This window comes from Pseudemcibacter aquimaris, from assembly GCF_028869115.1.
In the GTDB taxonomy this organism is placed as follows: Bacteria; Pseudomonadota; Alphaproteobacteria; order Sphingomonadales; family Emcibacteraceae; genus Pseudemcibacter; species Pseudemcibacter aquimaris.
The window spans coordinates 381,835-408,343 of the sequence record NZ_CP079800.1 but is presented as its reverse complement, the minus strand read 5'-3'; the positions used below and the strand labels follow the sequence as shown (position 1 = coordinate 408,343).

General features: G+C 43.0%; 33 protein-coding genes. 14 read left to right on the top strand and 19 right to left on the bottom strand.

Going from position 1 to position 26,509, the window contains the following annotated elements:
• Positions 1–197 precede the first annotated feature (197 nt).
• The 7 genes from KW060_RS01955 to KW060_RS01925 form a co-directional block, all read right to left on the bottom strand.
• On the bottom strand, positions 198–1,646 hold the full coding sequence (locus KW060_RS01955) for a tetratricopeptide repeat protein (RefSeq protein WP_249036796.1): 1,449 nt from the start codon (positions 1,644–1,646) through the stop codon (positions 198–200).
• Between the two features lie 18 nt (positions 1,647–1,664).
• Positions 1,665–2,267 carry an energy transducer TonB gene (locus KW060_RS01950; RefSeq protein WP_249036795.1) on the bottom strand — a complete coding sequence of 201 codons (603 nt, stop codon included), beginning with the start codon at positions 2,265–2,267 and terminating at the stop codon, positions 1,665–1,667.
• 15 nt (positions 2,268–2,282) lie between these two features.
• Positions 2,283–2,684 (bottom strand): ExbD/TolR family protein, encoded by a 402-nt coding sequence (locus tag KW060_RS01945; protein ID WP_249036794.1) that lies wholly within the window; start codon positions 2,682–2,684, stop codon positions 2,283–2,285.
• Positions 2,685–2,696: 12 nt separating this feature from the next.
• Positions 2,697–3,224 carry a MotA/TolQ/ExbB proton channel family protein gene (locus KW060_RS01940; RefSeq protein ID WP_249036793.1) on the bottom strand — a complete coding sequence of 176 codons (528 nt, stop codon included), beginning with the start codon at positions 3,222–3,224 and terminating at the stop codon, positions 2,697–2,699.
• Positions 3,225–3,226: 2 nt separating this feature from the next.
• Positions 3,227–4,585, bottom strand: coding sequence for a MotA/TolQ/ExbB proton channel family protein (locus KW060_RS01935; protein ID WP_249036792.1), 1,359 nt, complete (start codon positions 4,583–4,585; stop codon positions 3,227–3,229).
• Positions 4,585–5,373 (bottom strand): DUF3450 domain-containing protein, encoded by a 789-nt coding sequence (locus tag KW060_RS01930; RefSeq protein WP_249036791.1) that lies wholly within the window; start codon positions 5,371–5,373, stop codon positions 4,585–4,587. Before KW060_RS01930 ends, KW060_RS01935 begins: the two co-directional genes overlap by 1 nt.
• A gap of 745 nt (positions 5,374–6,118) precedes the next feature.
• Positions 6,119–6,277: a hypothetical protein gene (locus tag KW060_RS01925; protein WP_249036790.1), complete on the bottom strand. Its 159-nt coding sequence runs from the start codon at positions 6,275–6,277 to the stop codon at positions 6,119–6,121.
• A 343-nt stretch (positions 6,278–6,620) separates the two neighbouring features.
• On the opposite strand from KW060_RS01925, the gene ccoN reads away from it, so the two are divergent.
• From ccoN to ccoS, 8 genes are all read left to right on the top strand, one after another.
• Positions 6,621–8,291, top strand: coding sequence for a cytochrome-c oxidase, cbb3-type subunit I (gene ccoN, locus KW060_RS01920; protein ID WP_249036789.1), 1,671 nt, complete (start codon positions 6,621–6,623; stop codon positions 8,289–8,291).
• Positions 8,292–8,301: 10 nt separating this feature from the next.
• On the top strand, positions 8,302–9,036 hold the full coding sequence (gene ccoO / locus KW060_RS01915) for a cytochrome-c oxidase, cbb3-type subunit II (protein ID WP_249036788.1): 735 nt from the start codon (positions 8,302–8,304) through the stop codon (positions 9,034–9,036).
• Between the two features lie 9 nt (positions 9,037–9,045).
• Positions 9,046–9,195, top strand: coding sequence for a cbb3-type cytochrome c oxidase subunit 3 (locus tag KW060_RS01910; protein WP_249036787.1), 150 nt, complete (start codon positions 9,046–9,048; stop codon positions 9,193–9,195).
• Between the two features lie 2 nt (positions 9,196–9,197).
• Positions 9,198–10,064 carry a cytochrome-c oxidase, cbb3-type subunit III gene (ccoP, locus tag KW060_RS01905; protein ID WP_249036786.1) on the top strand — a complete coding sequence of 289 codons (867 nt, stop codon included), beginning with the start codon at positions 9,198–9,200 and terminating at the stop codon, positions 10,062–10,064.
• A gap of 82 nt (positions 10,065–10,146) precedes the next feature.
• Positions 10,147–11,646: a cytochrome c oxidase accessory protein CcoG gene (gene ccoG / locus KW060_RS01900; protein WP_249036785.1), complete on the top strand. Its 1,500-nt coding sequence runs from the start codon at positions 10,147–10,149 to the stop codon at positions 11,644–11,646.
• The gene (locus KW060_RS01895) at positions 11,646–12,131 is read left to right on the top strand and encodes a FixH family protein (RefSeq protein ID WP_249036784.1); all 486 of its coding nucleotides are present in this window, start codon (positions 11,646–11,648) and stop codon (positions 12,129–12,131) included. The genes ccoG and KW060_RS01895 overlap by 1 nt, the downstream gene beginning before the upstream one ends.
• Positions 12,132–12,140: 9 nt before the next feature.
• Entirely contained in the window at positions 12,141–14,327 is a 2,187-nt protein-coding gene (locus tag KW060_RS01890) for a heavy metal translocating P-type ATPase (RefSeq protein WP_249036783.1), read from the top strand.
• Between the two features lie 3 nt (positions 14,328–14,330).
• Positions 14,331–14,513 (top strand): cbb3-type cytochrome oxidase assembly protein CcoS, encoded by a 183-nt coding sequence (ccoS, locus tag KW060_RS01885; protein WP_249036782.1) that lies wholly within the window; start codon positions 14,331–14,333, stop codon positions 14,511–14,513.
• Here ccoS and KW060_RS01880 read toward each other — a convergent pair.
• Positions 14,510–14,809, bottom strand: coding sequence for a hypothetical protein (locus KW060_RS01880; RefSeq protein ID WP_249036781.1), 300 nt, complete (start codon positions 14,807–14,809; stop codon positions 14,510–14,512). The two genes, ccoS and KW060_RS01880, sit on opposite strands and share 4 nt — an antisense overlap.
• Before the next feature lie 16 nt (positions 14,810–14,825).
• Positions 14,826–15,323, bottom strand: a complete 498-nt coding sequence (locus KW060_RS01875; RefSeq protein ID WP_249036780.1) for a DUF2244 domain-containing protein — start codon at positions 15,321–15,323, stop codon at positions 14,826–14,828.
• A 101-nt stretch (positions 15,324–15,424) separates the two neighbouring features.
• Here KW060_RS01875 and nth point away from each other — a divergent pair, with 101 nt between their 5' ends.
• Positions 15,425–16,066 (top strand): endonuclease III, encoded by a 642-nt coding sequence (nth, locus tag KW060_RS01870; RefSeq protein ID WP_249036779.1) that lies wholly within the window; start codon positions 15,425–15,427, stop codon positions 16,064–16,066.
• On the opposite strand, the gene KW060_RS01865 is transcribed toward nth, so the two are convergent.
• Entirely contained in the window at positions 16,063–16,464 is a 402-nt protein-coding gene (locus tag KW060_RS01865; protein WP_249036778.1) for a hypothetical protein, read from the bottom strand. The genes nth and KW060_RS01865 overlap by 4 nt on opposite strands.
• Positions 16,461–17,165 carry an EI24 domain-containing protein gene (locus KW060_RS01860; protein WP_249036777.1) on the bottom strand — a complete coding sequence of 235 codons (705 nt, stop codon included), beginning with the start codon at positions 17,163–17,165 and terminating at the stop codon, positions 16,461–16,463. Before KW060_RS01860 ends, KW060_RS01865 begins: the two co-directional genes overlap by 4 nt.
• Positions 17,166–17,316: 151 nt before the next feature.
• Here KW060_RS01860 and KW060_RS01855 point away from each other — a divergent pair, with 151 nt between their 5' ends.
• Entirely contained in the window at positions 17,317–18,297 is a 981-nt protein-coding gene (locus KW060_RS01855) for an adenosine kinase (protein ID WP_249036776.1), read from the top strand.
• On the opposite strand, the gene KW060_RS01850 is transcribed toward KW060_RS01855, so the two are convergent.
• From KW060_RS01850 to hisB, 7 genes are read right to left on the bottom strand one after another with little or no spacing between them, the layout of a single operon-like run.
• Positions 18,294–18,653: a histidine triad nucleotide-binding protein gene (locus KW060_RS01850; RefSeq protein WP_249036775.1), complete on the bottom strand. Its 360-nt coding sequence runs from the start codon at positions 18,651–18,653 to the stop codon at positions 18,294–18,296. The two genes, KW060_RS01855 and KW060_RS01850, sit on opposite strands and share 4 nt — an antisense overlap.
• A gap of 1 nt (position 18,654) precedes the next feature.
• Positions 18,655–18,984, bottom strand: a complete 330-nt coding sequence (locus KW060_RS01845) for a phosphoribosyl-ATP diphosphatase (protein WP_249036774.1) — start codon at positions 18,982–18,984, stop codon at positions 18,655–18,657.
• A 1-nt stretch (position 18,985) separates the two neighbouring features.
• Positions 18,986–19,744, bottom strand: a complete 759-nt coding sequence (hisF, locus tag KW060_RS01840) for an imidazole glycerol phosphate synthase subunit HisF (RefSeq protein WP_249036773.1) — start codon at positions 19,742–19,744, stop codon at positions 18,986–18,988.
• Positions 19,744–20,484, bottom strand: coding sequence for a 1-(5-phosphoribosyl)-5-[(5-phosphoribosylamino)methylideneamino]imidazole-4-carboxamide isomerase (gene hisA / locus KW060_RS01835; protein WP_249036772.1), 741 nt, complete (start codon positions 20,482–20,484; stop codon positions 19,744–19,746). Before hisA ends, hisF begins: the two co-directional genes overlap by 1 nt.
• A 7-nt stretch (positions 20,485–20,491) precedes the next feature.
• Entirely contained in the window at positions 20,492–21,037 is a 546-nt protein-coding gene (locus tag KW060_RS01830; protein WP_249036771.1) for a GNAT family N-acetyltransferase, read from the bottom strand.
• Positions 21,037–21,678 (bottom strand): imidazole glycerol phosphate synthase subunit HisH, encoded by a 642-nt coding sequence (hisH, locus tag KW060_RS01825; RefSeq protein WP_249036770.1) that lies wholly within the window; start codon positions 21,676–21,678, stop codon positions 21,037–21,039. The genes KW060_RS01830 and hisH overlap by 1 nt, the downstream gene beginning before the upstream one ends.
• A gap of 2 nt (positions 21,679–21,680) precedes the next feature.
• Positions 21,681–22,283, bottom strand: coding sequence for an imidazoleglycerol-phosphate dehydratase HisB (hisB, locus tag KW060_RS01820; RefSeq protein ID WP_249036769.1), 603 nt, complete (start codon positions 22,281–22,283; stop codon positions 21,681–21,683).
• Between the two features lie 181 nt (positions 22,284–22,464).
• Here hisB and hslV point away from each other — a divergent pair, with 181 nt between their 5' ends.
• From hslV to KW060_RS01800, 4 genes are all read left to right on the top strand, one after another.
• Positions 22,465–23,016 carry an ATP-dependent protease subunit HslV gene (hslV, locus tag KW060_RS01815; RefSeq protein ID WP_249036768.1) on the top strand — a complete coding sequence of 184 codons (552 nt, stop codon included), beginning with the start codon at positions 22,465–22,467 and terminating at the stop codon, positions 23,014–23,016.
• A gap of 17 nt (positions 23,017–23,033) precedes the next feature.
• Entirely contained in the window at positions 23,034–24,344 is a 1,311-nt protein-coding gene (gene hslU, locus KW060_RS01810; protein WP_249036767.1) for an ATP-dependent protease ATPase subunit HslU, read from the top strand.
• Positions 24,345–24,536: 192 nt separating this feature from the next.
• Positions 24,537–25,400, top strand: a complete 864-nt coding sequence (locus KW060_RS01805; RefSeq protein ID WP_249036766.1) for an MBL fold metallo-hydrolase — start codon at positions 24,537–24,539, stop codon at positions 25,398–25,400.
• A 6-nt stretch (positions 25,401–25,406) separates the two neighbouring features.
• Positions 25,407–26,354 (top strand): homocysteine S-methyltransferase family protein, encoded by a 948-nt coding sequence (locus KW060_RS01800; RefSeq protein ID WP_249036765.1) that lies wholly within the window; start codon positions 25,407–25,409, stop codon positions 26,352–26,354.
• Here the strand turns inward: KW060_RS01800 and KW060_RS01795 are convergent.
• Positions 26,351–26,497: a hypothetical protein gene (locus tag KW060_RS01795; protein WP_249036764.1), complete on the bottom strand. Its 147-nt coding sequence runs from the start codon at positions 26,495–26,497 to the stop codon at positions 26,351–26,353. The genes KW060_RS01800 and KW060_RS01795 overlap by 4 nt on opposite strands.
• Positions 26,498–26,509 lie beyond the last annotated feature (12 nt).

Genomic DNA, 26,509 nt, shown 5'->3' with positions numbered 1-26,509 from the left:
ATTGAACATTTAACTCTTATCAATTTTCCCAGAACAGAATATTCATGAAAAACTGATATCGCCTAAATTGGCGTTTGTTCATTTAATCACATAGATATTTTTTATAAAGTAACATATCTATTTAATAGTCAAGATAGGTTACTGTTCTTAAAAGCAGGGCATTTAACCCTGCTTTCAAAAGTATTTTTCTTCAGATATTAAGAAAGATATTCTTTAATATCATTGATACGCTTTTCTTCTGCATCAGTATATCTAAGAAGCTGATTTGCATTACGTCTTGATCTGTCGTCCTTAGCCGCTTCACGGAATGATTCACGTGCTTTATCAAACATTTCAAGGCTTAGATATGCTTGACCTTGAAGCAGACGGCTTTGGTCTTCACGACGTACGCCACCTTTTTCAATGCCCATATCAATTGCTGCTGTTGCTTCTTCATATCTATCAAGATTTAGAAGAATATTAGCAAGCTGGATGTACATATTACCATCATCAGCAAGCTCAGCAGTTTTTCTTAGAGGTTCAACTGAATCTTCATAATCTTTACTGTTCAACAGACCGATCGAAAGAAGATTAAGGTTTTTAAAGTTTTCTTCTGACGTTCCAGCATCTAAAGAGTTCTTCATAACCTTAGTCGATTGGTAAGCAGCTTCGTGATAAAGATAAAGCTGTGCCATTGATTCAAGTTCACGACCTGATTCTAATAGCCCCTGACGATAAAGAAGCTCAAACGCAACCATCTGTCTTTTTTCATACTCAAAAGCTTGCTCTTCGGTTAAACCTTCAGCAGAAGCTTTCTGTGCATAAAGACCAGACAACTGTGTCCAGTAATCTTTTTTCGGCCAGCGTACAGCAAGAAGTTCTGTGTACTCAACGGCTTTGTCGATATCTTCCAGACTGTTATAAATTGCGCGAAGAATACCATACCATTCTTCTTTGTCTTCCTTACCTTCGGCTTTTGATTTATCAATCGCCCAATGAAGGAATTCAGCTGCCGTTCTGAAATTACTTTCAGCATCGGCCTTAGCAATGCCATCACTAATACCAATTGTATAGTGAAGGTTCGCAAATGTTACAATCTGTGTGATTGATGGCGTTGGTTGATATTGCAGCCACTCATAAAGATATTGAAGTGCAACATCATAATTTCCTTCTGAGAATTCAATCTGACCAACGTTAAAGGTCACCTGATCTCTCATTGTGTTGGAAATTGTATCCATCTCGAGAATTGCTTTAAAGTTCACAAGTGCTGATGATAGGTTACCCATATTGGATTTCGCCATCGCCATAAACTGGTGAACAGAAAGTTGTTCCGCAGGGTTCAACCTATCCATTCTCTCGCCTTCAAGGATATTAAGAATTTCCTGATAATCCGGATTCTCGCCTGAAGCAATTTCCTGAACTTTCTTCAGAAACTTACCAGCGCGTTCACCGATACCAGTCGTAGACCTAATTTTCGGGCGGTTTGCTCTTGCAGCAGTTGCTGCATCAGCGCGTGCCTGAGAAGCAAGAGGTGGGTTAGATTGAGCAGAAGCTTCAATTCCAGCCAGATCAGCTACCGCTGGAACAACAGCTGATGACATTACTGTCGCTGTTGATAAAGCAGTTGCCATTAAAAGGACTTTTGAAACTTTATTCATCTTTTTCATAATTTAATCCTTTCCTGACTATTCAAGTTTGAATTCAATACGAACACGGATACCTGTAACTGGTACTGGCTCACCATCTACCACACGAGGTTTGTATTTGTATTTCTGCGCTGCGCGAACAGCGTTTCTTTCAAACATTTTATGACTTGATTCAATCACGATTACGTCAGCAGTTGACCCATCAGGTTGCACTGTGAATTCCACAAGCACATATCCTTCTACACCGTTTTCAGCGGCGCGGCTTGGGTAAGCCGGGTTAACACGAACGATCGGAAGAAATTCACCGTCAGACGCTGAGAAACCACCAGTTCCAGTAGAAATTGGTGCTGCTTCCATTGCGTTTGCCGAAATTTCAACACCAACACCAGAAACATTGTCTACTGATGATGACATATCAATTGAAATTTCCGGTGCTGCTTCAACTTCAGTCGGCGCTTCCGGTTTACGTTCAACTTCACGAACTTCCTGAACTTCACGAACCTGAGCCATTTCGACGCGAATTCTTTCTTCCTCTTCACCAATCTCTACCTTATTCATAGCGATAAGCCATTGCATTCCGAAGAATAGCCCGAACGTGATTAGCGCGGCAAAAGTAAAAGAAATAGCATAACGTGCGATCATTATAGCCTCCTTAGGTTAGTTAACGTCAGTTGCAAGAACGTGATCCGTAAATCCTGCTTGGTTAAGCGAATCCATAATATCTGCAACGATACCTGTTGATGAATCTTGGTCCGCCTGCACCACTATAGTACCCTCTGGGTTCTCAGCTTTCAAGCGTTCAACGTTCGCACGAACGGCACGTACGTCTACACGACGTTTTTCCATCCATACTTCATCATCAGCAGTAATCGCGATCATGATATTAGCTTTTTCCTGTGCTCGTCCTGAATTACCTTCAGGGCGATTCACCTCGATACCGGCTTCCTTAAGGAAGGATGCGGTAACGATGAAGAAGATCAGCATGATAAACACGATGTCGAGCATCGGCGTCATATCAATCGCTGCTTCATCTTGAGTTTTTGCGGAATGTTTTCGCATATCTCTTCTTTCTTAATGATCCATTGTTAAATGGTCTTCGACCAGCTCGGCTTCTTTATTAACGCGTCCTTCAATGTAGGATGATGCGAACACGCCAGAAAGCGCGCCGACCATTCCGGCCATTGTAGGAATTGTAGCTTTTGAAATACCGGCTGACATCGCTTTAACGTCAGCGGATCCAAGTACTGCAAGTACGTCAAACACTTCGATCATACCCCACACTGTTCCAAGTAGTCCCATAAGAGGAATAACAGCAACGAGTGTTTTAATATGTCCAAGAGAGCCGCGTAGATCCATTGTAATTTGACTAATCATGGCCTCACGAATTTTGTGTGCGTACCAGGAAGTGCGCTCATCGCGCCCTTCCCATGTACCCATAACTTCATTCACTTGACGGTTATGACCCGTTTTAAAATAAATCAAACGTTCCAGAACCATAGCCCATAATACCAAGATAGCCACGAAGATCACGACGAGTACAGGCCCCCCTTTTTCCATAAAGTCGCGAACTTGTTCAAAGATATCTATTAGGGCGTACATGATTATGCTCCCTTATTCTGTTCAGCGTGAACAGCAATAATGCCAGCACTCTGTTCTTCAAGAGTATGCACTACGCGTTGGCTCATACCATTCACGATTGAGTGAAGGAATAGAGTTGGAAGCGCAACAACAATACCTAGAACAGTAGTCACAAGAGCCTGCGAAATACCACCAGCCATTAGTTTTGGATCACCTGTACCGAATAGTGTCATTGATTGGAAGGTGTTGATCATACCAGTCACCGTACCAAGTAGACCCATCAGAGGAGCAATCGCTGAGATAAGCTTGATCATAGTTAGGAAGCGCTCTAGAGGAGGCATTTCCTTCAAGATTGCTTCGTCAATCTTAAGTTCAAGTGTTTCAACGTCCGCACCTTTGTTTGCTTCATGTACAGCAAGAATACGTCCAAGTGGGTTGTTTTCATTAACAACGTCAGATTTGATTTGTGCTTTAACTTTACCAGAAATAGCAGTTAGGTAAATTACACGCTCGATCCAAAGAAGGATACCAATAGCACCAACGCCAAGAATCAAGTAACCAATTGTACCACCAAAATCTACACGCTCACGAAGGCTAGGAGCCTGAATAAGTAGCGCAAGAATTGAACCACGTGATGGGTCAACACCAAATGGCGCAACGCCTGATGACGCACCTTGAAGAGCCGCTGTTGATTCAACGAAACGTGCTTCAGGTTGACGATCTAGTTCAGCAACAAGACCTTGTTCGAATTTAAGGTATTTACCAGCTGTAGCAATGTTAAACACACCAATACGAGTAACAGGAAGAGTTTCTTCAGAACCGTCAGTCATTTTAACTGAGCGATCAAAAGTAACAACACGACCTTGTTCAGTCATTTCACGTTGTACTTCAAACCAAAGACGCTCGATTTCCTCGATGCTTGGAAGCTGTGTACCTGATGATGTTTTTTCAATAAGAGAAGTAATGAACTCGTCACGACCTTCGAATTGAGTTGTTGTTAGTGATTGTTCCATTTGTGAACGGGCATCACCAGCAACCATTGTTAGTACACCAAGCACTTCTTTAAGAGCACCAAGTTCATTTGTAAATTCTGTCTCAAGAGCAGCTAGCTGATCATCGTTAGCAGCAAATTGTGCTTCTAGTTGATCTGAGCGACGCTCTTCAGCGCGTTGTGATGCGTTTGCATCAGCAAGAAGTTGCTGTTGCTGAGCTTGGTTGTTACGGAATTCCTGTTCACGTTGACGGAATTCAGCTGATTCATTCACTTTACCTTGACGAACAATTTCAAGTAGCTCGTCCAGATTAGCAGCTTCCTGTGCGTTTGCAGAGAAAGCAAAACCGCTAAGTGCAATAGCGATTACAACATTAAGAAATTTTCTCATTACATTCTCTCCGGCGCAGAAATTGGTAGAATCAGGATTTTGTCAGCAGCTTCTTGTGCGTTAGCTACGCGGATTGCTGATGTAATCGATTTACGGTAAGTTGCTTCGTCAACAACTTCAAACTGTTTAGTTTCTTTGTTGTAAGCACCTGAAACTGTACCATCAGTTGTTTGATACAGAAGCGCAACACGACCAACCATTAGCATATCTACGATACGCTCTTGACCGTTTACTTCCATTGTTTGCTGATAGCTTTGGAATACACGACCATAGTCACTTTCGATCTGATATAGTTCGAAAACAGAACGGAAACGCTCTGATGAATCAACATCAGGGTTTGTCATTAGGTCTTTAACACGGTTAAGGCCTTCAAGGCGTGTTTCCATTTGGAAAGGAAGGTCATTGCGGATAAATTGCTCAAGGCCGTCAATCATACGGTCTAGTAGAGGCTCTACCTGACGCTTAACGTCTGTTACGTTTTTGATGTTTTCACTTAATTCTTCCATCGCCTGCATTTGGCGTTCAATGGAACGTTCCATTTGTGCGTTATACACTTTTAGACCGTCTACAGTTTTAAGTACTGATTTGTATTGAGTGATAATCTTGTCTGTGTCGCTCACAATTTCGTTAACACGTGCTTGTGATTCTTGTGCAAGTACATTTGCTGAAATTCCTTCTTCAAGGACTTCGTTTAATGTAGTTTGCCCCATTGCCGCAGTACCCATTGAAAGGGCCCCTGCTGCAACAACGGCTGAAAGAACAACTGTTCTTACTCGATGCTTAATCATGCGTCTTCCTACAGCTTTTTTTGAGTTGTTATGGTTAATCCACATTCCGTGGCATTAATAATACAAAATGAAATGGCAACATTTCGTTCAAGAGATAAATTAGATTGAACGCCCAATGCGCCCGATGTATTTCCCTTAAGCCCCATAATTGCGTATTCCCTTTAGTAATTATACGTTAATTCATTTCGGTTTTCTAATCATAATATTGACTAGCTTTCCCAAACCAATATCCATACTTATCTTATCGCTTAAATTTGTATATTTTTTTCGACAAGATAAACATGGCAGTCACAGCTCCTCCCAGAGCTTTTATCTCAGACTGCGCAAACACTACCTCAATACCTATTCAAATTTCAAGAGCTGCTTTTGGTCAAAATCAAAAAAAACGTATTTTATATCAATTTATCGAAAGGAAATAGCCAAGTTCATGATCCTATGAAACTAGCAAAGTAATTTGCTATCAACAACTTACCTTTTATTTTATATATAAAATTCACCATATAGTAAAATCGCTCTCATACTGCAATTATCACAATAAATTGACCAAATTGTGATCATATATTGCGGTTTTTAAGATAAATTCTATTTTTTTGAAGGATTCTAAAACAAGAGATTCGCGGATTGCGAAACAATAGGAAGTCCCAAGCACTTCCGGCTTGGGTACATTATCACTTTATAATACCACCAGCTTACATAATACCACCAGCTTACAATCAGGTGGCACTATAAAACGACATCGTATTCTTTATGAATGGGAACGAACCATGTTTACGGCTTGTAAAACTTCTTCCCATTTATTTTGAACACAAGTTTGTCTGGCTGCTGTGATTCCAAATCGTCTGATTAATTGATGTGCTAATTCACGTTTATACGCAAAGTCATTTTTTACTTTATACTTACTCATTCTCTCATTCTCCACTTTAATACGCCTTTACTCTAAATACTAATCCCCCCCGAGTCTCATTACTAATTGCCCAATAATCTTTACTTTACACATAAAGTATGAATCCCACGTAAAAAATTAGATACAATTTTATACAATATAAAAACCCTTAAAAACTCTCATAATTTAAAGAATTCAATCGCATTATTTTCGACATTTAGAGTTAATTGACCTAGGTCAAAGAATTAAAATTGCAAAAACCCTACTCAGTGTACTGTTCCGCTTTTTGTGGAAAAAATTTACGGTTTTAGTTACCGTATTAAGACAAAGTACTTTTTACTCTTAAAAACCAATGGGTATAAAAATGACCAATGAACACAATCCACCTACCGTGAACAGCCTCGCGCAGTCACTGACTGCGGGTGCGCTTGGGCTTGGTGCTGTATTTGCCGTGCTTGCTGCTGGTAAAACAACATCGGACGCCTTTCAGTTTCACGCTTTATTAATAGTGGCAGCATTTCTCGCTGGTATTATTGCAATTTTCAATTTAGGCAGCCGCATTAATGACGGTACGCATAAACCGTCACCATCTGGCGTATATTATAATAATACTATTGTGAAATATGGTGTTATTGCCTCTGCATTTTGGGGCATTGCTGGTTTTGTTGTCGGCGACGTACTAGCCTGGCAACTAGCCTTTCCTGCATTAAACTTTGATATGCCATGGACAAACTTCGGACGCCTACGTCCGCTACATACGTCCGCCGTGATCTTTGCCTTTGGCGGTAACGTGCTTTTGGCGACATCATTCTATGTCGTACAAAGAACATGTAAAGCACGCCTTGCAGGTGAAATTGCACCATGGTTTGTGTTCTGGGGTTATCAGCTCTTTATTGTGTTGGCGGCAACCGGATATCTTCTTGGTATTACCCAATCTAAAGAGTATGCAGAACCAGAATGGTATGTGGACCTTTGGCTGACTATTGTCTGGGTGGCTTACCTTCTTGTGTTCCTTTGCACTATCTATAAACGTAAAGAGCCGCATATCTATGTTGCAAACTGGTTCTATCTTGCGTTTATCGTAACTGTTGCGATGCTTCACCTTGTGAACAATGCAACAATTCCGATTTCATGGTTCGAACCAAAAAGCTATACTGTCTTTGCCGGTGTTCAGGATGCACTGACACAATGGTGGTATGCGCATAACGCTGTGGGTTTCTTCTTAACGGCTGGTTTCCTTGCGATCATGTATTATTTCGTACCAAAGCGTGCTGAGCGCCCTGTCTTTTCATATAGACTTTCAATTATCCACTTTTGGTCACTGATTTTCCTATATATTTGGGCTGGTCCTCACCATCTTCATTACACTGCACTCCCTGATTGGGCACAGACACTTGGCATGACATTCTCAATCATGCTGTGGATGCCATCTTGGGGTGGTATGATCAACGGTTTGATGACCCTTTCCGGTGCGTGGGATAAACTTAGAACAGATCCGGTTCTTAAAATGCTTGTGGTATCTGTTGCCTTCTACGGTATGAGTACATTTGAAGGTCCGCTTATGTCTATTAAAGCAGTGAACGGCCTTAGCCATTATACAGACTGGACCATTGGTCACGTGCATTCAGGCGCACTTGGCTGGGTTGCGTATGTTAGCTTCGGTGCTATGTACTGTCTAACTCCATGGTTATGGAATCGTAAAGGCCTATATTCACTTAAACTTGTGAACTGGCATTTCTGGATTTCCACTGTTGGTATCCTACTTTACATCTGTGCGATGTGGGTTTCCGGTATCATGCAAGGATTAATGTGGCGTGCTTACACTGACCTTGGTTTCCTTGAATATTCATTTGTGGAAACTGTGGCAGCGATGCAACCATACTTCATTATCCGTGCTGTTGGCGGCTTGCTCTTCATCGTTGGTAGCTTGATTATGTGCTATAACCTATGGCGCACTATTCTTGGCCATACTGCCGGCGAAAAATCACCTGAAAATATTGACAATGCAATTGCCGCACAGGCGTTAGGCGAGTAGGAGCAAGAAAATGAAATTATTAAACAAACACGCCATTTTCGAGAAAAACCCTATCATCTTGCTAGTCGGTATTCTTGTAATGATATCAGTCGGTGGATTGGTGGAAATTGTTCCATTATTCTATCTTGAAAACACAATTGAAAAAGTGGAAGGCATGCGTCCTTATACACCGCTTGAGCTTGCGGGGCGTAACGTTTACATTCGCGAGGGATGTTATACATGTCACTCGCAAATGATCCGTTCAACACGTGATGAAGTGGAACGTTATGGTCATTATTCACTGGCCGCAGAAAGCATGTATGATCATCCGCAACTTTGGGGTTCTAAGCGTAACGGTCCTGATCTTGCACGGGTTGGTAATAAATATTCTGACGAATGGCATAAAGAACATCTGATCAAACCAAGTTCAGTTGTTCCGGAAACCATTATGCCAGGATATCCATTCCTTGCGACTGCACCACTTAAGTATAAGCTGATTGCGAATGATCTTAAGGTAAACCAAATGATCGGTGTTCCATACACTGATGAAATGGTTGAAAATGCAGAAGCAGATCTTAAAGCGCAGCTTGATGAGTTTTCTGATGGTTATGACGCCTTTATCGAACGTTATCCAAACGCACAGGTGCGAGATTTCGACGGTGATCCTTCACAGATCACTGAAATGGATGCCTTGATTGCATATCTGCAAATGCTTGGCACACTCGTAGATTTCTCAATCTATAACGATAACGAAAACAACCGATAGGAGGACCAGATGTCATATCAAGACGTATCAAGTTTTGCTCAAAGCTGGGGACTGGTGTTCCTGATGAGCATGTTTGTGATCGCGGTTGGTTATGCCCTATGGCCATCCAACAAAGATAAATTCAATAAGGCGGCGCAAAGTCCGCTGGATGAGGAATAATCATGTCAGAAGATAAAAAAGAAATTGATGAAATTAGTGGCGTTGACACCACTGGACATGAATGGGACGGCATTAAGGAACTGAATAACCCAATGCCAAGATGGTGGGTATATACATTTTATGTAACAGTCATATGGGGTGTTATCTATATGTTCCTATACCCTTCGATCCCGCTTATTAACGATTATTACAAGGGCTATTTCGGTAAAACACTGCGCGATGGTGTTCATGAAGAATTGGCCCAAGTTAAACAGGAAAGAAGCCAGTATTCAGACAGAATGGCAACAATGGCCATTGAAGACATTAAAAATGATGGCAGCCTGAATACATTTGCCATGGAAGCTGGACGCGCTGCGTTCGGTGATAACTGTGCACCATGTCACGGTACAGGGGCGCAAGGCTTTGTTGGATACCCTAACCTTAACGACGATGAATGGATCTGGGGTGGTACACTCGATGATATCGAATATACCATCAATTACGGTATCCGCGGTATTCATGATGACACCCGTTTCAATGATATGCCAGCATATCTTCGTGATGAACTGCTTACAAAAGCAGAAATTAACGAAGTGGCCACTTATGTGGAAAGCCTATCAAACGGATCAATCGCGTCCAGCGCAGAAGGACAACAAATCTTTGTGGATAACTGCGCCATGTGTCACGGCGAAGACGGTAAAGGCATGAGAGAATTAGGTGCACCAAACCTAACCGATGCCATTACTCTTTACGTCACAGACCGCGACAGTATCGTTGATATTGTTTCCTATAGCCGTGGCGGCGTAATGCCGACCTGGAACGGAAGACTTGATGATGCGACCATCAAAAGTCTTGCAATTTATGTTCATTCACTCGGGGGCGGTGAATAACATAGTTTATTAATGTTGTTTATTCAGGGCCCGTATACGGGAGGATACTGGCCCTGATAAACAAAGAACAGGGTATATGATCATGGCAGATGAAGATATGAATGCCAAAACTCCCAATGCTGACGCAAGTGAGATTAAAAGAGCAAAAGTAGAAGCCGTTAACAAGGCGGAAGAACGCTCTCTTTATGCACCGCGTAAGAAAATCCATCCACAACGCGCCAAAGGCAAGTTTAGAACCATCAAATGGTTCATGATGCTATTCACACTTGGTATTTACTATATTGCCCCATGGATCAGATGGGACCGCGGTGAAGGAATGCCGGATCAAGCTATCTTGATCGATATTGTAGGCCGCCGATTTTATTTCTTCTTTATCGAAATATGGCCACAAGAAGTTTATTACGTCACGGGGCTAATGATTATGGGGGGTATTGCCCTCTTCCTGGTGACTTCCACCGCAGGACGGATGTGGTGTGGTTATTCCTGCCCGCAAACAATCTGGACAGATTTATTCCTTGTTGTTGAACGCTTTTTCGAAGGCGAAAGAAATGCTCGCCTTAGATTAGACAAAGCCCCTTGGACATTCGACAAAATTAGAAAACGTGTCATGAAGCATACAGTGTGGGTTATCATTGCGCTTATGACTGGTGGCGCATGGATTTTCTATTTTGCGGATGCGCCGACATTGTTCATGCAATTGATGACCAATACTGCATCTTTTGATGCATACTTATGGATGGGATTACTGGCCACATTTACATATGTGTTTGGTGGACTAGCCCGTGAACAAGTTTGTACTTATATGTGCCCATGGCCGCGTATCCAAGCCGTGATGATGGATGAAGAAACCCTTGCGGTAATGTATAGACATGACCGTGGTGAACCACGCGGCCCACATAAGAAAAACGAAACATGGGATGGGCGCGGTGACTGCGTTCAATGTCGCCAATGTATTGTTGTCTGCCCAATGGGTATTGATATTCGTGACGGAATGCAGCTTGAATGTATCCAGTGTTCGCTTTGTATTGATGCCTGTAACGGCATTATGAATAAAATCGGCCGCCCGGAAGGCCTGATCGCGTATGATAGTTTGAAAAATTTCGAACGCCGCAAAGAAGGTAAAGAAAATGTATTTCGGATCATCAGACCGCGCACAATTATTTACAGCATCATTTTGGCAGTTGTCGGTTTCATCATGCTGTTTGCGTTACTCAACAGATCACTGCTTGATGTGAATATCTTAAGAGACCGAAATCCATTATATGTTCAGCTTTCGTCTGGTGATATACGAAATGGTTACACCATCAAGATTATGAACAAATCAACATCGACCCAGAAATATTCCGTCACCTTTAGCGGCATTGAAAATTACAATTTGCGCGCAGATGGCATTAACGAGTATGATGATAATGGAAACCCGATCGTCACTGTTGAACGTGATAAATTAAGATCGCTTAAGTTTTTTGTTTCTGCCCCTGTTACTAATGTTGTTGATAGCAGTATGGATGTGACCTTCAAGATTAAAGAACTTGAAAGTGGTGCAGAAGACATTCAATCCACCACCTTTAAAGGACCAAGATAATGAGCACTCAAGCAAAACCATATACAGGGAAACGCATTCTGGCCTGGTTTGTAGGCTTTTTCTTAGTTGTCTTCACTGCGAACGGCATTATGACCTATTTTGCCCTGAACACATGGACCGGTCTTGAAACCGAAGATTCATATGTAAAAGGGCTTAATTATAATGATGAACTGGAAAATGCCCGCACGCAAAATGCGTCGGGCTGGACGATGGATATCGTTACCAAGCCCGAATCACAAACAGGGCGTTTTGAAGTAAAGATTGATTATCCGGAAAGTGCCATTGCACCATCAGAGGTAAAAGCAACTTTTATTCGTGCCGTTGTTGAGGGCCACGATCAGGAAGTAACCCTTGCCCCAATGGGTAATGGCCTTTACGGCGCACCCGTTGATTTGCCGCTTCCTGGCCAATGGAATGTTTTAGTGGTTGTGAATTCCCAGAATACCCTTATTTATAAGATGAAAGATTGGATTCTGGTTAAATAAGGACATCACATGCAGCAGGATATGTTTAAAATTGAACATTTTGTTGTCGAAGGACTGCATTGCCCGAAATGCATCCGCGAGATCGAAGGCACGCTTAGCGAAAACAAGAAAATCAAAAACGCACGTGTTAATTTGAGCACGCAGCGTCTTGCTGTTGAATGGCAGGATAATGTCGCCAATGATATTGAACATTCTGAAGAGGTGATCTCTGCGCTTGATGATATCGGCTTTAAAGCCTTTCCGTTTAAAATCACAAGTTCCCAATCCGAAGGTGACAAGGCCAGTAGCCGTCTTTTGAAAGCAATGGCAGTCGCCGGATTTGCCATGGCCAATGTCATGCTTTTATCCGTTGCCGTTTGGGATGGCAGCGAAATGAACGAAAGCACCAGAAGCCTGATGCATTGGGTGTCTGCGATGATCGTTCTACCAGCGGCGACATATGCCGGAATGCCGTTTTTTAGTTCCGCATGGAATGCCATTAAAGGGCGCCGTCTTAATATGGATGTTCCAATTTCGCTCGCGGTTATTCTTGCCTGTGGCATGTCGTTATTTCAAACATACCTGCACTCAGAAGAAACATATTATGACGCCGCAGTGATGCTTTTATTTTTCTTGCTGATCGGTCGTTTTCTGGATCAGAAAATGCGAAATCATGCAAGAAGCGTTGCCCATAATTTGATGAGCTATAAAGTATCCAAGGCGACACTACTGCATGAAGATGGCAGTACAGAAGATGTAGCAACAGAAATGCTTGTGCCAAATCAAGTGATCCAGGTTATTCCCGGCGGCCGCATACCAGCCGATGGTATTGTTGTATCCGGTACATCGGACATTGATACCAGTCTTGTGACTGGTGAAACCGTTCCCGTGAAAGCTGAAAAAGATACGGAAGTATTTGCAGGCACCATTAACATCAACGGCAATCTGAATATCAAAATCACGTCAACAACAGGCAATACCCTTCTTGATGAGATTATCGAATTAATGGAAACGGCCGAACAGGGGCGCGCCAAATACGTAAGGCTCGCGGACCGTGCCGCAAGCATTTATGCACCACTGGTTCATGCGCTGGCGGCCTTAACATTCATTGGTTGGTTTTTCTTTTCCACTGTTGGCTGGGAACAATCATTAATCACAGCTATCGCCGTTCTGATTATCACATGCCCATGTGCGCTTGGCCTTGCTGTGCCGGTGGTACAGGTCGTTGCATCCAGTAAGCTATTCAGGTCCGGCGTGCTGGTGAAAGCCGCAGACGGCATGGAAAGAATGGCTGAAATTAGCACCGTCGTTTTTGATAAAACAGGAACCTTAACATTAGGCCAACCGGAACTTGCCAATGCGGATGATGAAAATGTCAGCGCGTTTAATCTTGAGCTTGCGGCTAAGCTTGCCAAAACATCAAGCCACCCATTATGCCGTGCGCTGATTGTTGCCTGTCATGACCGCGATATTCCGACCATCGCCACAGACAGTGAAATTCATGAGGAACCAGGCATGGGTATTAAAGCCGAAATTAATGGCGTTGAAGTCAGACTTGGAAACCGTGACTGGTGCGGCATCCCACAAAGCTATTTCCCGAATAACCGCTATAGCGAACTGTGGTTAAAAGCGGAAGGCGCCAAAGCGGTACTTTTCTGCTTTAGAGACCGTATGCGCCGTGATGCCGGTGATGTGGTGAAGTGGTTCCAAAACGAAAATATGAAAGTCGTTCTTCTATCCGGTGACCGCGAAGATGTGGTGGTTGAAGCCGCAGAAGAACTCGGTATTTCACGTTATAAATTCGCCTGCAAACCTCAAGAAAAAATTGAAATCATTGAACGGATGAAATCAAACGGCGAAAAAGTACTAATGGTTGGTGACGGTATTAACGATGCCCCTGCCCTAAGTGCCGCAGATGTGTCCATATCACCGTCCAATGCCGCCGAAGTAAGTCAGAACGCGGCCGATTTCATATTCCAGTCACAAAAATTAGACAGTGTCGTTCGTGCCTATCAGGTTTCCGTCAGAAGCCGCCGTCTGGTGTTTATCAATTTTGCGCTCGCCGCTATTTATAACATTATTGCTGTGCCATTTGCGGCCGCGGGCATGTTAACGCCACTTATTGCGGCACTTGCCATGTCCGGTTCATCGGTTGTGGTAACAGCCAATGCATTAAGGCTAAATTTTGAGAAATTATTTGAAAGTAAGGAAGCATAATCCATGGAAGGATTAATTTACCTGATACCTGCTGCGTTATTATTGGGCCTCGCTGGGCTTGCAGGGTTTTTATGGTCCTTAAAAAGTAATCAATACGAAGATCTTGATGGTGCGACTTACCGCGCGTTATTCGAAGAAGATGATATGGCGGAAGAACAGCGTAAAAAAGCGGAAGAGCAAAATTAATTTTTACGCCTGTATAGATATACTGTGCCAAAAACGATGGCGCGCAATATATAGCCCATAAAAAGCAAAAATCCCCAGATCAGATATCTTCGGTAATTCAGATATTCTATTGACACCATTCCTTCATCCGGTAGTGCAAAATACGTCACCCGCAAGGTTAAGCAAAAGATCGAAATCGCCGCAAATCCACACGCAATTAATACGTCCCGCTGTGTAATCACATCGTTATCGATGCGCTTATAGGTCTTAATGATAACTGAAAGGGAAATAAATATGGCGATAAAAACAAGTAACATCAAATAATCCTATGATTCACGCGGGCCGATACTGTTTACATTCGGTCAGTGCTTGTTTCAAGGACATCATCAGCTCAATTCTTTTTTCTTGTGTCAAATAAGTGCCAAAGAATGTACCCTTGCCATGTGAACGTGCCTGAATATAGGTTTCACCAATATTTTTCGGCACATTCGGCGGACGGACCATCGAAACATTCACCCAATATGAATTATATTCAAATTCCTGTCTTTTGCCTTTGTGGTCAATGCGGGTTATCGTCAGTTTTTCGCCCGTTAGCTTGATAATTTCCGATGCTTTTCCGTGTTCATAATGAATTTGAAACGCCCAATATATGAGTAGCGCATCAAGCCCGAAGAAACCCGTTACTGGCCATGCACCAAGGGTGTAAAACATGATGCCAATGGCCGCACTTAAAACAAAAATTATGGTCATTAGAATACGAAAGCCAGTTTTCCCAAGCGATCTTTGCGGGAACAGAATTTCTTCAAACCATATTTTTTCATTATCAGCCATAAGGACACACTACACCCACAGTGAATTAATTTGAAGATGATATTTATTGCCACTTTCTTTTTTATTGCGGCTTCAGTAAAGTTTCCAAAAAAGGAACCATCATGAAAAAAGCCGACATCCACGAATTTTTCCGTAGATTAGAAGAACGCGACCCGGAACCACAGGGTGAATTGGATTACACGAACCCTTATACGTTACTGGTGGCCGTGGCACTTTCTGCGCAAGCAACCGACGTCGGCGTTAACAAAGCAACCAAGGATTTATTCAAGGTTATTTCCACACCACAAGAAATGCTGGATCTTGGTGAGGAAAAATTAAAAGAATATATTAAAACAATCGGCCTTTTTAACACCAAAGCCAAGAATGTAATCAAAGCTGCTCAAATGCTTGTGGATGAATATGATGGTGTTGTTCCAGAAGACCGTAAAGAACTTGAACGTCTTCCGGGTGTTGGAAGAAAAACGGCAAATGTCGTGCTTAATATCGCCTTTGGCCATCCCACGATTGCCGTTGATACCCATCTGTTCCGCGTTTCAAACCGCACCAAAATGGCACCCGGTAAAACCCCACTTGCTGTTGAATTAAAGTTAGAGAAAAAAATACCCAAAGAATTCGCAAGACATGCCCATCATTGGCTGATTTTGCATGGTCGCTATATCTGTAAAGCGCGCACACCAAGTTGCCCAACCTGCCCGGTTGAGGATTTATGTACATTCAAGGATAAAACAGTCTTAAAAGATTAATCCTGTAGAAAAGTTGAAATACAGAAATCAGCGTGCTGCCCTTCTAGCTCGGCTAAGTTCTTTTCTTCGCTGGTTTCAATAAATTCTACATGAAGATCACTATTGTCATTTTCATAGAAATAAACATGGGCATTGCAGAACTGATTATCATAAAGCCAGACTTCCGCATCCTTTTCCACACGTCTTAACGACGGCACACCAAGGATTTGTTCAACAGTTCCCGTTTCAAGTCCCAATATCGTATCCATTCTAAAACGAGGCTCTGCCGGTTTTGGTGCGGCGGCAACCACTGGTTCTGGTGCGGCTTCCGGCGCGGGCGGCGCCGTTTCCACAACTTCCGTCTTTGGTGTACATGCTGCTAAAAGCAACAAACTTAAGGAAATGAATATCAGTCTCATATATAATTATACCTGCTTAAATGAAACAAATGACACATCATTGCGGCACCAAGTATCGGCACTACAAGTTGCACGATCGGCACCATAAACAAAATGGTCATCACTAGTCCAGCCGTTAATATCACACCACGTATTGATTTTCTATGAACGCCGGCTTCTTTAATGCCTAAATGCCTGACCGCGACCATTTCATAATAACCCCATCCCAGTAAATAACTATTTAAGAAATAGAAAACAATTAACGGGAAAAACGGCACCCAGAAAAAGAAAATATAAAGCGGGATCACCAGAATATTAAGGATCACAATGTAAAATAAAAGCCTTGTCGCGAGGAAAGCCAAATGCCCTACCCCAAGTCTTTTACCAGCCTTATGATCTGGATAAAAACGATCTTCGACGCAATCAATAATATCATCCAGATAGATGGAAATAAAAACGGTGGATATGGGCGCAAAGAAAAAGAACAGAATGACGAAAAACGCAACATCAACCACATATCCCATGATCCAGTTAATGAAATCTTCCCACCATTGCCAGTCTGATTGATAGCCCGGCACATTTTTCATGATTTCATTGGCGCCCAGATAGGAAATAATGATGGCACCAATTGTGGTGAGTAACCCCAATAGGAAAACTTTCATAAAAGGACGGTCAAAAATTTGTTGTCCTGTACGTTCAAGTGCCGTGAGTAATGGCTTCACGAATATCAATCCTGACTATTTCCCAAAATCCCTTAAAAAAGAATATGGTATTTTCAAATAAAAAAGCAAGTACATATCAAAAGTTTACCTTTCGTTGATAAACTTTTATTAATATGCCTATCTATATTCTAATGAAGGAAAAAATAAGGCAATGAAGTATGATGTTCTTGGCATTGGGAATGCCATCGTAGATATCCTGACACATGTTGATGATGATAAATTATCCGAAATTGATGTTCCAAAAGGAAGCATGCAACTGGTTGACGAGGTTAGGTCAAATTCGATTTATAAAAAGCTTGGTCAATGTATTGAATGTTCAGGTGGTTCTGCGGCAAATACCATTGCCAGCTTAGCGTCCCTTGGATGCGATACAGCCTTTATCGGTAAGGTGAAACGTGATCAGCTTGGTGCCGTTTTCAAACATGACCTTAAAGCGATTGGCACAACATTTAATAGTGCCCCATCAATGGACGGGCCATCAACTGCACACAGTCTTGTTTTGGTGACACCAGATGCGGAACGTACCATGTGCACTTACCTTGGTGCTTGTGTGAACCTAACCGAAGATGACATTGACGAAGACATGGTGAAACAATCAAAAATCATCTATCTGGAAGGATATCTTTGGGATCCGGAAGAAGCGAAAAAAGCTTTCAGAAAAGCCATTAAAATCGCACATGACGCCGGCAACAAAGTGGCACTTAGCCTTTCTGACAGTTTCTGCGTTGATCGTCATCATGCAGAGTTTGTAGAGCTTGTGAAAAATGATGTTGATATTCTTTTCGGCAACGAAGAAGAAATTAAAATCCTTTATGGCACAGATGATCTGGCTGAGGCCGCCGCAAAATTACAAGAAGATGTCGAAATTGGTGTGATTACATGCAGCGCCAAAGGTTGCATCGTAACAGACAGCAACGGTGTTGGTCATATCCAAGGACGAAACGCGGCCCGCCTTGTGGACACAACGGGCGCTGGCGATAACTTTGCTGCCGGTTTCCTATACGGATTGACGAAGGGGAAATCTCTTGGTGAATGTGGTGCGCTCGGTAATCTTGTCGCAAGCGAAGTGATCACCCATATGGGTGCACGACCGGATATTGATCTAAAAAGATTTATTGCTGAAAATGCTTAACGGCTAAGCATCGGGCCAAGCGGTCTTCCACTTAAAATATGATAATGCAGGTGCGGTACTTCCTGATGGGCGTTCGCACCTGTATTTGCGATTAGGCGGTAACCGCCTTCTTCTAGACCCAATTGTCTTGCGGTTTCACCAACTGCGCGAATGAAACCCGTAACCAGTTCCGCAGGGGCATTGGCACTAAAATCTGCCATGCTGACATATTCACCCTTAGGGATGACAAGCACATGAACCGGCGCTTGCGGATTAATATCTTTAAACGCAAGGGCATATTCATCTTCGTAAACGGTTGCATTTGGAATTTCACCGCGCAGAATTTTTGCAAAAATATTTTCTTGATCATATGCCATATTAATTATCCCCTCTTGATTTTTTCTCTTCAATACCGGAAAGGCCCTCACGCGATGCCAATTCATTATAAATATCTTCTGGCTTAATCCCCATATCCGCCCAAAGAACCATCATGTGAAAAATAAGATCAGCCGATTCTGATACGGCCTCATCCTTATCATTATCCGCCGCCGCGATACAAAGCTCTACTGCCTCTTCACCCACTTTTTGTGCGATTTTTTTGCGGCCCTTTGTAAAGAGTTTTGCAACATAGCTCTTTTCCGCGTCACCGCCTATGCGGCTTTCGATCACGTTCGCTAAGGCTTCAAGTATTTCACTATTGTTCGACATATCAGATCCTTACATTAAGGCCGGCATTTGCCATATATTCTTTACATTCGGAAATAGTATATTCACCGAAATGAAAAATGGATGCAGCAAGCACCGCCGTCGCGTGCCCATCCCTGATCCCTTCTACCATATGTTCCAGATTTCCGACACCCCCCGATGCAATCACTGGAATTGAAACACTGTCGGCGATGGCACGGGTCAGTTCAATGTTAAAACCGCTTTTGGTGCCGTCACGGTCCATGGAGGTAAGCAAAATTTCACCTGCGCCATATTCGGCAACTTGTTTCGCATATTCCACTGCATCAATGCCTGTTGGTGTTCTACCACCATGGGTGAAAACTTCGTATTTATCAGGGCCAACCGATTTTGCATCGATGGCAACCACAATACATTGTGACCCAAATTTTTCCGCAAGCTCACGAACCAGTTCAGGGCGTTTCACCGCCGCTGTCATAACGGATACTTTATCCGCACCAGCCAGCAATAAGTTTCTAACGTCTTCTTCTGTTCTGACGCCACCGCCTACGGTTAACGGCATAAAACATTGTTCCGCCGTCTGACGAACCACATCCAAAATGATACCACGATTATCGCTTGAAGCGGTGATATCAAGGAAACAAAGTTCGTCTGCACCAGCTTCATCATAAATTTTGGCTTGTTCGACCGGATCGCCCGCATCACGAAGGCCAACAAAGTTTACGCCCTTTACAACACGGCCATCTTTAACATCCAGACAAGGAATAATTCGGGATTTAAGCATTAATTTTCACCTTTCAGGAATGCGATGCCCTCGGCAATATCAAGACGTCCGTCATAAAGTGCTTTACCGGAAATCGCACCCTCAATCGTTCCTGTTGCCTTGGCTGCCGCCGCTTTTAACACCTTAAGGTCATCAATGGATGCAACACCACCCGATGCAATCACAGGGATGCTTAATGCGTTTGCCAGTTCAATGGTACTATCCACGTTAAGACCTTCCATGGTTCCGTCACGGTCGATATCCGTATAAATGATGCTGCAAACACCCGCATCTTCAAACTTTTTCCCAAGATCAATGGCGGACATATCCGATGTTTCCGCCCAACCTTCAACCGCTACCATGCCATTACGCGCATCAATACCAACAGCAACCTTGCCCGGGAATTCTTTGGCGGCTTCAATGACAATTGATGGATCACGTAAAGCAATCGTGCCTAGGATCACACGGCTGATGCCTTTCGTTACCCACTGTTCAATGGTATTTAAATCACGAATACCACCACCAAGCTGAACCGGGATATTAACGTTTGCAAGAATACTATCCACCGCATCACCATTTACCGGTTTACCCGCGAACGCGCCATTTAGATCCACAATATGAAGCCATTCACAACCCGCATCCGCGAATTGGCGGCCTTGGTCACCCGGGTCCGTATTAAACACAGTGGCCTGATCCATTTCACCTTTATAAAGGCGTACACAATTACCGTCTTTAAGGTCGATGGCTGGGAATAAAATCATAATTTAATTAATCCAAATCTTTTGAGTAATAATAACCGGGGACAAATTTATCGTTGATCATGGCATAACGTTCCTTGATCCCCCAACGGGTCATGCCGATCCATTCACAAATGGCAATCGCCGCATGTTGATCGGCAGCCATATGACATTCAAGTGTGCGGCAGTTTTTCTCACGCGCGACATCTTCTGCTTTTTGCAGCATGGCTTTTGCAAGGTTATGGCCGCGGGCCCACGGCGCCAGGAAAAATGTTTCAAGGTTGCCGCGAAATGCGCCCGCCTCGTTATTTTTTGGCGGCTGCACAAGTTGACATCCCCCTGCGATCTGACCATCCATACGCGCAATGATCAGCGTACGTTCAGGGATGATAAACACCCCTTTCCAGAAACTCTCTAATGTCTTTTCCGGTGGCGGCGTTAACCAATTAAACCCTTCGTGGGCAAGGATGGCAATACGCGTTGCTTCACAAAGCTCTAAGATATCAACGTTATCGAGCTCGGTGACTTCATCAACGCTAAGGCGCGGACCTTTATTTTCCTGTTCCAGTTCGGACATTATGGTGTCCATTTCAAAAAGTTTTCTAGTAACTTAAGTCCAACACTTTGGCTTTTTTCCGGGTGGAACTGTGTTCCTAAAATGTTGTCACGTCCCACAATGGCTGCGATTTTACCATCATAATCCACATGTGCAAGAACGCTGTTCGGATCAGCCGCTTCAAAATGATAACTGTGAACGAAATAAGCATGTTCACCGGATTTAATACCGTCCAGCACCGGATGATCACTATCAAGTTCAAGGTTATTCCAACCCATGTGCGGCACTTTAAGTGCGGGATCATTGACCTTGATTTCTTTTACATCACCATCAATCCAGCCGAGCCCTTCGGTTCTGCCGTATTCAAGACCGGCCGTGCTTAAAAGCTGCATTCCCACACATATACCAAGAAATGGTTTACCCTCTGCATGAACGCTTTCTTCCAGTGCATCACGCATGCCATCAAGCGCGGAAAGACCCGCCATACAATCAGCATAAGCACCAACACCCGGCAGAATAATTCTGTCAGCGGATTTTACATCATCAGGGGATGAGGTCACCGAAATGTCGGCCTTTATCCCATTATCAAGGGCCGCGCGGACGACTGATTTTTCAGCAGACCGCAAGTTCCCTGATCCATAATCAATAATAACGGTTTTCATGATTAATCCGTTTTATCGCCAATCATACCTTTGGTGGATGGAATTGCATCCGACTTACGCGGATCAATTTCAATGGCCTGACGCATGGCGCGTGCAAGTGCCTTATATGAACTTTCAATAATATGGTGGTTATTGACGCCATACATATTTTCAACATGAAGCGTCATACCCGCGCCATGTGCAAATGCGCGGAACCATTCAAGGAATAATTCCGTATCCATATCACCCAATTTATCACGGGTAAATTCAACCATAAACACAGTATAAGGACGACCGGAAATATCGATGGAACAACGCGTACATGTTTCATCCATAGGAATGATTGCGTTACCGTAACGAGTAATTCCGCGCAGATCACCAAGCGCCTTGGCAATTGCTTGTCCAACCACGATGCCGACATCTTCTGTGATATGATGAAAATCGATATGGGTATCCCCTTTCGCACGAATGGTAATATCAACCAGGCTATGACGGGAAAGCTGTTCCATCATATGATCGAGAAAACCAACACCGGTTTCAATGTCATACTTGCCTTCACCATCAAGGTTAACACTAACAGAAACAGATGTTTCTTTTGTGGTGCGCTCTACTGTTGCTGTGCGCATAGGGGCCTCCTTGTACCTCTTTTTCATAATTCGCCACGACATATAGCAGCAGTTTGGCCAAAGTGCCAGCTTTTGGCGCGAATTTAAGCGTTTTTTTTATTATTTTGGCATCTTACCCTTGACCGAACCCCAAAAATTTCCCACATGATAGATCAACATTGAAAAAAATAGGTTTTTATTTATGAGCGAACAACCAAAAGGATGGCGCGGCACGACGATACTCAGCGTGCGAAAAGGTGACAAAGTTGTCATCGTTGGCGATGGCCAAGTGTCACTTGGAAATACTGTAATTAAAGCAAACGCAAGAAAAGTGCGTAAAATCGGTGATGGAAACGTTATCGCCGGCTTTGCCGGGTCAACGGCCGATGCCTTTGCATTATTTGAAAGACTTGAAGAAAAACTTGAAAGATATAACGGCCAATTAACACGTGCTTGTGTTGAAATGGCAAAAGATTGGCGTACCGATAGATACCTAAGAAAACTGGAAGCCATGATGGCCGTGGTTGATAAAGATGTATCGCTTATTCTTACCGGTAATGGTGATGTACTTGAACCAGCTGACGGCATTATTGCCATTGGCTCTGGTGGTAATTTCGCCCTCGCCGCAGCGAAAGCATTAATGGATCAGGATTTGGACGCAGAAGAAATTGGCAGACGTTCACTTGGTATCGCCGCTGACATCTGCGTATATACCAATGACAATCTTACCGTTGAAACATTAGACACTAAATAATATTGGATTAAAATATAATGACATCTTTTTCACCACGTGAAATCGTATCCGAACTCGACCGTTATATTATTGGTCAGAATAAAGCCAAACGCGCCGTTGCAATCGCCCTAAGAAACCGTTGGCGCAGACAGCAACTTGATGATCAAATGAAGGAAGAAGTACTTCCAAAAAACATTCTTATGATCGGGCCAACTGGTGTTGGTAAGACGGAAATCTCAAGAAGACTTGCAAAACTTGCTAATGCCCCGTTTGTTAAAGTCGAAGCAACCAAATTCACCGAAGTGGGTTATGTTGGCCGCGATGTTGAACAAATCATCCGTGATTTGATGGAAATTTCAATCGCACTGATCCGTGAAAAGAAAAAGAAAACAGTCACCAGTAAAGCGGAACTTTCCGCAGAAGAACGCGTTCTTGATGCCCTTGTCGGTGAAACAGCAAGCGCAGATACAAGACAGAAATTCAGAAAAATGCTTCGTGAAGGTCAGCTAGACGACAAAGAAATCGAAGTCGACGTTGTTGAAAGCCAAACTGCAAATATGCCATCCTTTGACATTCCGGGCATGCCGGGCGCCAGCATGGGTATGTTAAACCTTGGTGATCTGCTTGGTGGTGGTTTCGGTCAAAAAACCGAAAAGAAAAAAATGACCGTTGCAGAAGCACATGACGTGCTTGTCGGTGATGAAGCGGATAAGCTAATTGATGAAGACGGCATCATCCGCGAAGCCATCGAAACGACCGAACAATCAGGCATCGTATTTATTGATGAGATTGACAAAATCGCCGGTAAAGCAAACCGAAACAGCGGTGAAGTTAGCCGCGAAGGCGTTCAGCGTGATTTATTACCGTTGATTGAAGGATGTACGGTATCCACAAAACACGGCAACGTAAAAACGGATCATATCCTGTTTATTTCATCAGGCGCCTTTTCAGTGGCAAAGCCATCTGACCTATTACCTGAATTACAAGGCCGTCTTCCAATTCGTGTTGAGCTTGATGCGCTTACCGAAGATGACTTTAAACATATTCTTGTTGAACCGGACTTCAGCTTGATTAAGCAATATGTGGCGTTACTTGGCACAGAAGATGTGAAACTGAACTTCACCGATGACGGTATTGCAGAGATTGCCCGCATGTCGGCGAACATCAATGAAAATGTGGAAAATATCGGCGCACGCCGTCTTCATACGGTGCTTGAACGTATCCTTGACGAGATTAGTTTCGAAGCAACAGATATGGCAGAAACCGAGATTACCATTAATGCAAAATACATCAAAGATCATATCGGTGATCTTGTGGATACAACCGACCTATCCAAATTTATTTTGTAATTTTAAAACTATCTCTATGAAGCTCGTGCCTCTACACGCGGCTTCATAGAGTTACTGCTTATTAAAAGCATTCCTGAAATTGACGCATGTCAAAGAATTAAGGGGCAGAATAGTTAAAATACAAAGTTGATTTTTTATGCAATAAATTGCACGTTAAGTTATAGCTATTCCAACTTTTAGAGAGTTTTGAAAATGACAAATTCCGCCGATGTAAAAGCCTTTTTTGACGAAGACACCTTCACCGTCACCTATGTGATTGCCGATAAAGAGACAAACAAGTGCGCTATTCTTGATAGTGTACTTGATTATGATCAGGCGTCAGGCAGAACATCAACCAAATCAGCAGACGAAGTCATTCAACACATCAATGATAATGGATATTCATGTGACTGGATTTTAGAAACACATGTCCACGCGGATCATTTATCAGGTGCCCCATATTTAAAAGAAAAACTTGGCGGCAAAACTGCGATTGGCGAACACGTACAAACAGTTCAAAAAACATTTGGTGATGTTTTCAACGCTGAAAAAGAATTCGCAACAAACGGAAGCCAGTTTGATCACCTTTTTAAAGATGGTGAAACTTTTACCATCGGCAATTTAAAAGCAGAAGTTCTTCATACACCGGGCCATACACCTGCATGTATTTCATATGTCATTGATGGTGATTGTTATGTCGGTGATACTATGTTTATGCCAGATTTTGGTACTGCACGCTGCGATTTTCCAGGCGGTGATGCGGCGCAGCTTTTTGATAGTCTTCAACGTATTCTATCGTTACCAGATGATACGACGCTTTACATGTGTCATGATTATGCGCCGGGTGGGCGCGCCTATAAATGGGTATCATCCGTTAAAGAACAGAAAGAAAAAAATATTCATATCGCGGGTAAATCACGCGAACAGTATATTGCCGCAAGAACGGCCCGTGATGCAGAACTGAGTATGCCGAAATTGATCCTTCCGTCTGTGCAGGTCAATATGCGAGCTGGCGACATGCCACCAGCAGAAGACAACGGCATTTCATATATTAAAATTCCGGTTGATGCGCTTTAATTTTTCATGAGCAAATATCGTAGCAATTTACCATTCTCCGATGGCAGATATTTTCTGACTGATGGTGGAATGGAAACAGATTTTATATTCCATCATGGAATTGATATTCCCCATTTCGCAACATTCGAGCTTTTAAAAAAGCCGGGCATGGAAAAATTCATCCAGGATTATTTTAAAAAATATACCGATATTGCCGCCGAACATAATGCTGGCTTTATATTAGGTGGCCTTACATGGCGTGCTAATAACGATTGGGGTGCCAAGTTCGGATATGATACCCCTGATGCTGTTGACGGCGTCGTTAAAAAAGTAATCCGTTATTTAATTGAAATTCGCGATAAGCTGGAAACAGAAAATATGCCGATTGTCATCAGTGGCAGCCTTGGCCCGCGTGGTGATGGTTATGACCCGGGAAATCCAATAAGCATAGAAGAAGCCAAAAAATATCACAGCGCACAGATTAGGTCATTCTTTGACAGCGAAACAGATATTGTTTCTGCGTTGACAATGACGAATACACCAGAAACAATCGGTATCGTTCTTGCTGCCAAAGAGATCGGCATGCCGATTGCCGTTTCCTTCACCGTTGAAACCGATGGCAATTTGCCAACCGGTATGAGCATAAAAGAAGCCATTGAAAAGGTTGACGAAAATTCAAATGCCTATCCAGCCTATTATATGATCAATTGTGCCCACCCCACACATTTTTCACATATGTTAAAAGAAGACGGCGCATGGAAAGATCGACTTATTGGTATTCGTGCAAATGCCTCAAAATGCAGTCACGAGGAACTGGATAATTCAAAAGAGCTGGATGATGGAAATCCGGTTGAATTTGGCCAGGAATACAGGGAAATTTTAGCCGTTAACCCGCAAATTAAAATTATTGGTGGATGTTGCGGCACCGATCATCGTCATGTGTTCGAAGCCGCAAAAGCTTGCATTCAGTTTTAATGGCACCATTCACCATACGCATCAATATGACGACACCAATCAACATCTGTCCAAAAGCGGCTGATCTCACCCGGTGGTACCGGGCATTTATATAATCCTTTTTGGAAGCACAGTTTCTTTTGTTTATAGGTGATAAGCATCATATCTCTCCTGTT

Coding starts and splice junctions, on each gene's coding strand:
- KW060_RS01935 (WP_249036792.1), bottom strand. CDS start 4,585: ATGAGAAAATTTCTTAATGTTGTAATCGCTATTGCACTTAGCGGTTTT.
- KW060_RS01850 (WP_249036775.1), bottom strand. CDS start 18,653: ATGGCATATGATCAAGAAAATATTTTTGCAAAAATTCTGCGCGGTGAA.
- KW060_RS01845 (WP_249036774.1), bottom strand. CDS start 18,984: ATGTCGAACAATAGTGAAATACTTGAAGCCTTAGCGAACGTGATCGAA.
- KW060_RS01945 (WP_249036794.1), bottom strand. CDS start 2,684: ATGCGAAAACATTCCGCAAAAACTCAAGATGAAGCAGCGATTGATATG.
- KW060_RS01800 (WP_249036765.1), top strand. CDS start 25,407: ATGAGCAAATATCGTAGCAATTTACCATTCTCCGATGGCAGATATTTT.
- KW060_RS01895 (WP_249036784.1), top strand. CDS start 11,646: ATGAGCACTCAAGCAAAACCATATACAGGGAAACGCATTCTGGCCTGG.
- hisB (WP_249036769.1), bottom strand. CDS start 22,283: ATGCGCACAGCAACAGTAGAGCGCACCACAAAAGAAACATCTGTTTCT.
- hisH (WP_249036770.1), bottom strand. CDS start 21,678: ATGAAAACCGTTATTATTGATTATGGATCAGGGAACTTGCGGTCTGCT.
- KW060_RS01910 (WP_249036787.1), top strand. CDS start 9,046: ATGTCATATCAAGACGTATCAAGTTTTGCTCAAAGCTGGGGACTGGTG.
- ccoS (WP_249036782.1), top strand. CDS start 14,331: ATGGAAGGATTAATTTACCTGATACCTGCTGCGTTATTATTGGGCCTC.
- KW060_RS01950 (WP_249036795.1), bottom strand. CDS start 2,267: ATGATCGCACGTTATGCTATTTCTTTTACTTTTGCCGCGCTAATCACG.
- hisA (WP_249036772.1), bottom strand. CDS start 20,484: ATGATTTTATTCCCAGCCATCGACCTTAAAGACGGTAATTGTGTACGC.
- ccoN (WP_249036789.1), top strand. CDS start 6,621: ATGACCAATGAACACAATCCACCTACCGTGAACAGCCTCGCGCAGTCA.
- ccoP (WP_249036786.1), top strand. CDS start 9,198: ATGTCAGAAGATAAAAAAGAAATTGATGAAATTAGTGGCGTTGACACC.
- KW060_RS01865 (WP_249036778.1), bottom strand. CDS start 16,464: ATGAGACTGATATTCATTTCCTTAAGTTTGTTGCTTTTAGCAGCATGT.
- KW060_RS01855 (WP_249036776.1), top strand. CDS start 17,317: ATGAAGTATGATGTTCTTGGCATTGGGAATGCCATCGTAGATATCCTG.
- KW060_RS01795 (WP_249036764.1), bottom strand. CDS start 26,497: ATGATGCTTATCACCTATAAACAAAAGAAACTGTGCTTCCAAAAAGGA.
- KW060_RS01830 (WP_249036771.1), bottom strand. CDS start 21,037: ATGTCCGAACTGGAACAGGAAAATAAAGGTCCGCGCCTTAGCGTTGAT.
- ccoO (WP_249036788.1), top strand. CDS start 8,302: ATGAAATTATTAAACAAACACGCCATTTTCGAGAAAAACCCTATCATC.
- ccoG (WP_249036785.1), top strand. CDS start 10,147: ATGGCAGATGAAGATATGAATGCCAAAACTCCCAATGCTGACGCAAGT.
- KW060_RS01805 (WP_249036766.1), top strand. CDS start 24,537: ATGACAAATTCCGCCGATGTAAAAGCCTTTTTTGACGAAGACACCTTC.
- KW060_RS01940 (WP_249036793.1), bottom strand. CDS start 3,224: ATGTACGCCCTAATAGATATCTTTGAACAAGTTCGCGACTTTATGGAA.
- KW060_RS01930 (WP_249036791.1), bottom strand. CDS start 5,373: ATGATTAAGCATCGAGTAAGAACAGTTGTTCTTTCAGCCGTTGTTGCA.
- KW060_RS01875 (WP_249036780.1), bottom strand. CDS start 15,323: ATGGCTGATAATGAAAAAATATGGTTTGAAGAAATTCTGTTCCCGCAA.
- hisF (WP_249036773.1), bottom strand. CDS start 19,744: ATGCTTAAATCCCGAATTATTCCTTGTCTGGATGTTAAAGATGGCCGT.
- nth (WP_249036779.1), top strand. CDS start 15,425: ATGAAAAAAGCCGACATCCACGAATTTTTCCGTAGATTAGAAGAACGC.
- KW060_RS01890 (WP_249036783.1), top strand. CDS start 12,141: ATGCAGCAGGATATGTTTAAAATTGAACATTTTGTTGTCGAAGGACTG.
- KW060_RS01925 (WP_249036790.1), bottom strand. CDS start 6,277: ATGAGTAAGTATAAAGTAAAAAATGACTTTGCGTATAAACGTGAATTA.
- hslV (WP_249036768.1), top strand. CDS start 22,465: ATGAGCGAACAACCAAAAGGATGGCGCGGCACGACGATACTCAGCGTG.
- hslU (WP_249036767.1), top strand. CDS start 23,034: ATGACATCTTTTTCACCACGTGAAATCGTATCCGAACTCGACCGTTAT.
- KW060_RS01955 (WP_249036796.1), bottom strand. CDS start 1,646: ATGAAAAAGATGAATAAAGTTTCAAAAGTCCTTTTAATGGCAACTGCT.
- KW060_RS01880 (WP_249036781.1), bottom strand. CDS start 14,809: ATGTTACTTGTTTTTATCGCCATATTTATTTCCCTTTCAGTTATCATT.